Below are 4,393 nucleotides of genomic sequence, written 5' to 3' on the forward strand. Positions count from 1 at the left end.
CGATGTATCGAAACGAGCCCGGCTGACCGTCGATGCCTTCTTCAAACCAGTCCCAACGACCGCCAAACGTTCCATCACCAATGACCTCAAGAACGCGCTCTTTTGTTGTGCCGGGAGGCATCGTTCCGGTCCTGGTCATCGAAAAATTGCTGTGAGACCCGGTTGAGAATTCGATTCCGCCACTCATCGCTTGCCCTCCCGGCCGGCGCCTGGCCTATTGGGTGCGCCGGAGGAACCCTGGACAGTCTTCCGGCCCCTCCCCTCAAATTCTTCTCTTTCTCCACGAGGGGAGGGCTCCTGCCCCCGCCCATTCAGCTGCCCCGGCCATTCGGGTGGATTGCGGATCTCATCGACCACCAGCCCAACGAGGCTGGCATAGGTCACACCGCCGGTTTCCAGTTCGCGGCGGGACAGCGAATGGGCGATGTCGGAGGGGTCCATGTCATGCTGAAGAAGCAGGGAGATCAGCACGCACATGTCCTGCATGTGGTATTCCAGGTCACTGCCTGACTTGAGACCAGCGCTATAGAACACCTCACGCGGGCGGGACGAGGATTTCGGGTCATAGCCGACCGACAGGTGCACGGTCTGCCCGCGCGGGATCTCGATCCGACGGGTTTCCGTAAAGCGACGCTGAGGGAGTGATTTGCGAATGAAAGCACTCATGGGTTGTTTCCTCGCGCAACTTCCGGTTTACTAGGTGCCGCCGGTTTGTATGGTTCAGCCTCCAATCCGGCCCCTCCCCTCGAGTTGATTTGCCTCAGTGAGTGGGGAGGGATTGCGCTCCTGTCCGGCAGCGCGGGCATTGGCCCGTCATCGAGCCAGAGCCAGGATCCATAGGCTCCCTCTTCCGCCGTTGTCCTGAGATCGGCCACCTCATCGGGGCCGGCGCCGGGATCGGCCACGAAGAGCGACACAGGTTCCGGCAGATCGGTCAGCACCGCCGAGGCAATCGGCGTTTCCCCATCGAGGTTGAAGCGCAGGGATTTGAGGAAGGCACGTTTGCTGGTGGATAGCGCATCGATCACCTCCCACTCCCGGGCGTGCTCGAACGGGATCCAGTTGCGCGTGGTCAGCATCAGGCCGATCTCCTGCAGCACCGGATAGCCCTTCTTGGCAATGCTGAAGGTTGCAATCGCCATCACATGTGACCCGGCTTCCATATCGGCGAGCCGGAGATCGTCGCTAAAGATCCGCTCGAACCGGTCCACCAGCTCCTGATCGGCAAAGAACGGACAATCGGGGATCTGCTTGAACAGGAACCGGGCGCCAAACCGCGCCGGTTCATGGATCTTGTATTCGGCGACCAGCAGACCCAGCGGGGTGCGGCGCCCTTCCCTCTTCAGTCCGCGGAACAGGATCTGGCGCCGGGAGGCCGCATCCCGCATACGGTCGACGTGCCAGGGCTCCGGCACATAGAGAATGTCCGACAGCGTCTTGGACTTGGCTGTCTTGCCCTGCACCGCATTGACCAGCAGACGATGAATGAGGCCCCAGTTCCGTTTGCCGTGCATCGCCGGAACCCATTTCACCAGCTCTGCCTCATGCCAGAGGTAATGCAGCAGGGCCGTCAGCCGGAGTTTTTTCGGCGGCGCCTTGGCCTCGGTCTTCTTCTTGCCCGACGGCTCGGGCGGTGCCGGCCGGGTCCCGGCCAGCGTCAGCGGGAAATCCAGCTTCAGCGTGGTGGTGCCGTCATCGGTCTGCTCGCGGATTGCGTCCCCCCGGACCTGCGCGAGGCCTGACAGCTCTTCGGGTGGCAGAAACGAAGCGCAGCCCGGTGCGTGTTCATCCCCGGTCGATGGCATGCGCTTGACGATGAACCGGCCATTGACAGCCGCGATATACATCAGGGGTCGGGGCCTGCGGCAACCGCACTGCACCCGATCACGCGCTTTGTAGGCATAGGCCAGTCTTGCCTGACCGGCGTCGGTCGCGGGATCTACCGGGGTATCTCCGATGAAATAGCTCATGGCGCACCTCCATCGGAACCGGAGGATGTACCTTCGCACAGCTTGGACCGAACCGCCCGCGCAAGGATACGGATGAACCCAACAAGGCTGTCACCGATCAAAAGGACGATGAACGATCCGATGAAAACCAGGAGAACAGCCATCCAGATCACGGGGCCAAAAACCTCGGCCCAGGTCATCACGCCCTCATTCACGAGGATCTGAAATGGCACATAGATCGCGAACAACACTGCCAGTGAAGCCGACACCGAACACATCCAGATCAAAGACCGGAACTCCACCTTTGAAGTGAGGCAAGCTGTCCACAGAATACGAAGAGACTGTTTCATGACCCGCCTCCAGAGGATCCCTCGATTGACCGGCGGATCTGCTTCAACCTGAAGAAGCGAATGGCGTCACACAGGAGCAGCAGGGTGAGGGCGGCCACGAGGACCTCCACGGCAAACAAGGTCCAGGCCTTGTGAGTGATGATCTCTCCCCACGATGCCCAACCCTGCATCACAATACCCCGGCACAACCCAAAAACAGCATGTGCGGCTGCAATCAATCCGCTCAACGGGACAACCCAAAGCAACGGACGGAGAAACACATGCCACCCGGCGTCTGCCTTTGAGCCGGACAGGCGATCCACGGAACGCGGCGCCGTGTCGGTCAAGAGCATCTCATCGATGTTCGGGGCCGAGCAAACCTCCCGTTTGGAATTCAGGGATCGATCCAAACCACAAACGAGCAACAACACCCCAACAAAAACCAGAAACTCCATGGCAATCAGAGGCCAGGCTCCAGAAGCAAGGATCTCGCCCCAGGAGGTCAAACCTTCATTCACAAGCCTCCGCATGACCCCGTAGATCAGGTGCAGGGCTGCAATCAGGCCGCTCAGAGGAAGGACCCAGACCAGCGGGCGGACGAAGAGCCACCTGTCGGTTCTGGAACTCGGCGACGACTGCTTCAAACGGGGTCGAAGAGACTGTCTCATGACGTTCTCCTTTCGCTGGAACCATCGGCCGCTTTGAAGTCATCAAACGAGACAAACGGCACCAACCGGTCGCCCTTTGTCAGGCCGCCGGACAGCGCATCCTTCAAAACGCAGAGGACGAAAAAGCACAGCGCTGTACACAGACCAGCCAATCTCCACAGTCCGCCAAGGAACATCACATCCCGAACACCCAGATCAGGATCATGCTGAAGCCCAAGAGACGTAATGTAGGCGAATACGCAGGCGCCGACGGTGAACGAAATCACCCCGAACAGGGTTGCGTAGGCGACACCGTGTGGTCCGGATGCGAGGCTCTCGTAGCAGGCTCGGGCCATCAAAACGCCGCAAACAGGCATCCAGACCAAGCTGTAAAACCTAATGAAGCCGAGAGCCGCAACGTGGTGAAGGGCGCAGTCTTCCCGATTGCATACGGCGATCATACCGTAGCTTCCGGTGGAAATTGTGAGCGCCGTCAGGATCACCGCCTGAATTGCGGCAAGAACCATCACCGTGAACATCAGCTCCCTGTTGAGAATGCCGACATTCCAAAACCAGAGGATCATCTGCTTCATACCTTCCTCCTTTCACTCGAACCGCGCGCCGTAGGGCACTTCGCGGATGACGTAGACGCGATCGAGGATCTGATCCTCGGTCAGCAGGCCGCCGCCCAGAAGCTGCACCTCACCGGAGGTGACATCGACGATGGCAATGAACGGGCGGGGTGTTTCGGTCAGGCCGAGGGCCTCGAGCTGGCCGTTATTGGCAACCGCATCCGGGAAGTGTTCGATGGCGCTGCCATCGGTTGACACAGCGAGAACCTCGACGCCGTATTCCTTTTGCATCGCGTCGAGGATCTCCGCCTGCGCCAAGCAGAGACGGCAATCCACCGGATCGTCATAGACAAAGAGCAGACCCGCTTCGCTTGCGGCACGGCGCAGAGCGGCCTGTTCGGCGGCCGTTCTCTGATCCTGGAAGATGTTGGTGCCCATCTGGGTGAGCGGACGGCGCACATTGGCGTCAAGGCTTGGCGTCTGGAATAAAACCCGCTGCCAGACAGCGGAAAACCGTGCAGCCATTTGAGCCATCTGGGTGTTGACCTCCATATAGGCCTGAACGTTCTCGGGTGTGGGATCGAGAATGGCGCGGTGCTTGAGATCATCGGCGTATTTGCGGAACGCCTCGATCTCTTCCGTCGCCGTCAGTTCTTTGGGGGTCTTTTCCGGCTCAGGTTTTTCTTCGGGCGCAGGTTCGGCCTGTGGCACCACCTCAGGCTGAGGCTCGGGCGCTGGTGCAGGCGCCGGGTCGCAGTAGAAATGCCAGCCGTCGACTTCTTCGCCGTTGCACAGTAGTCTCGCATCCGCTGTGGGAACATGCAGCACACTGAGGGTTGCTGCCAGAAGGACCATGCAAGCGGTGCGCGTTTTAGGTCCGGCGCAACCCTCGATTT

At 60.0% G+C, this 4,393-nt stretch carries 7 protein-coding genes; all 7 read right to left on the reverse strand.

Features of this window, described 5'->3' with window-relative positions; genetic code table 11:
* Nucleotides 1-187: hypothetical protein (locus tag GOX53_RS29690; protein ID WP_217351990.1), on the reverse strand; the 187-nt coding region annotated here is incomplete at its 3' end.
* Nucleotides 184-666, reverse strand: coding sequence for a hypothetical protein (locus tag GOX53_RS28810; protein WP_171182314.1), 483 nt, complete (start codon nucleotides 664-666; stop codon nucleotides 184-186). The genes GOX53_RS28810 and GOX53_RS29690, both read right to left, overlap by 4 nt.
* A complete protein-coding gene (locus GOX53_RS28815) occupies nucleotides 663-1,970 on the reverse strand; it encodes a DUF1173 family protein (RefSeq protein ID WP_171182315.1) in 1,308 nt (435 codons plus the stop codon). Before GOX53_RS28815 ends, GOX53_RS28810 begins: the two co-directional genes overlap by 4 nt.
* The gene (locus GOX53_RS28820; protein ID WP_171182316.1) at nucleotides 1,967-2,299 is read right to left on the reverse strand and encodes a hypothetical protein; all 333 of its coding nucleotides are present in this window, start codon (nucleotides 2,297-2,299) and stop codon (nucleotides 1,967-1,969) included. Before GOX53_RS28820 ends, GOX53_RS28815 begins: the two co-directional genes overlap by 4 nt.
* On the reverse strand, nucleotides 2,296-2,922 hold the full coding sequence (locus tag GOX53_RS28825; protein WP_171182317.1) for a hypothetical protein: 627 nt from the start codon (nucleotides 2,920-2,922) through the stop codon (nucleotides 2,296-2,298). Before GOX53_RS28825 ends, GOX53_RS28820 begins: the two co-directional genes overlap by 4 nt.
* Nucleotides 2,923-2,942: 20 nt before the next feature.
* Nucleotides 2,943-3,518 (reverse strand): hypothetical protein, encoded by a 576-nt coding sequence (locus GOX53_RS28830; protein WP_171182318.1) that lies wholly within the window; start codon nucleotides 3,516-3,518, stop codon nucleotides 2,943-2,945.
* 12 nt (nucleotides 3,519-3,530) lie between these two features.
* Nucleotides 3,531-4,393 (reverse strand): conjugal transfer protein TraF (locus tag GOX53_RS28835; protein WP_217351991.1); only part of this gene is annotated, 863 nt, incomplete at its 5' end.

The sequence above is a fragment of the Ruegeria sp. HKCCD8929 genome (assembly GCF_013031405.1).
Classification (GTDB): Bacteria; Pseudomonadota; Alphaproteobacteria; order Rhodobacterales; family Rhodobacteraceae; genus Ruegeria.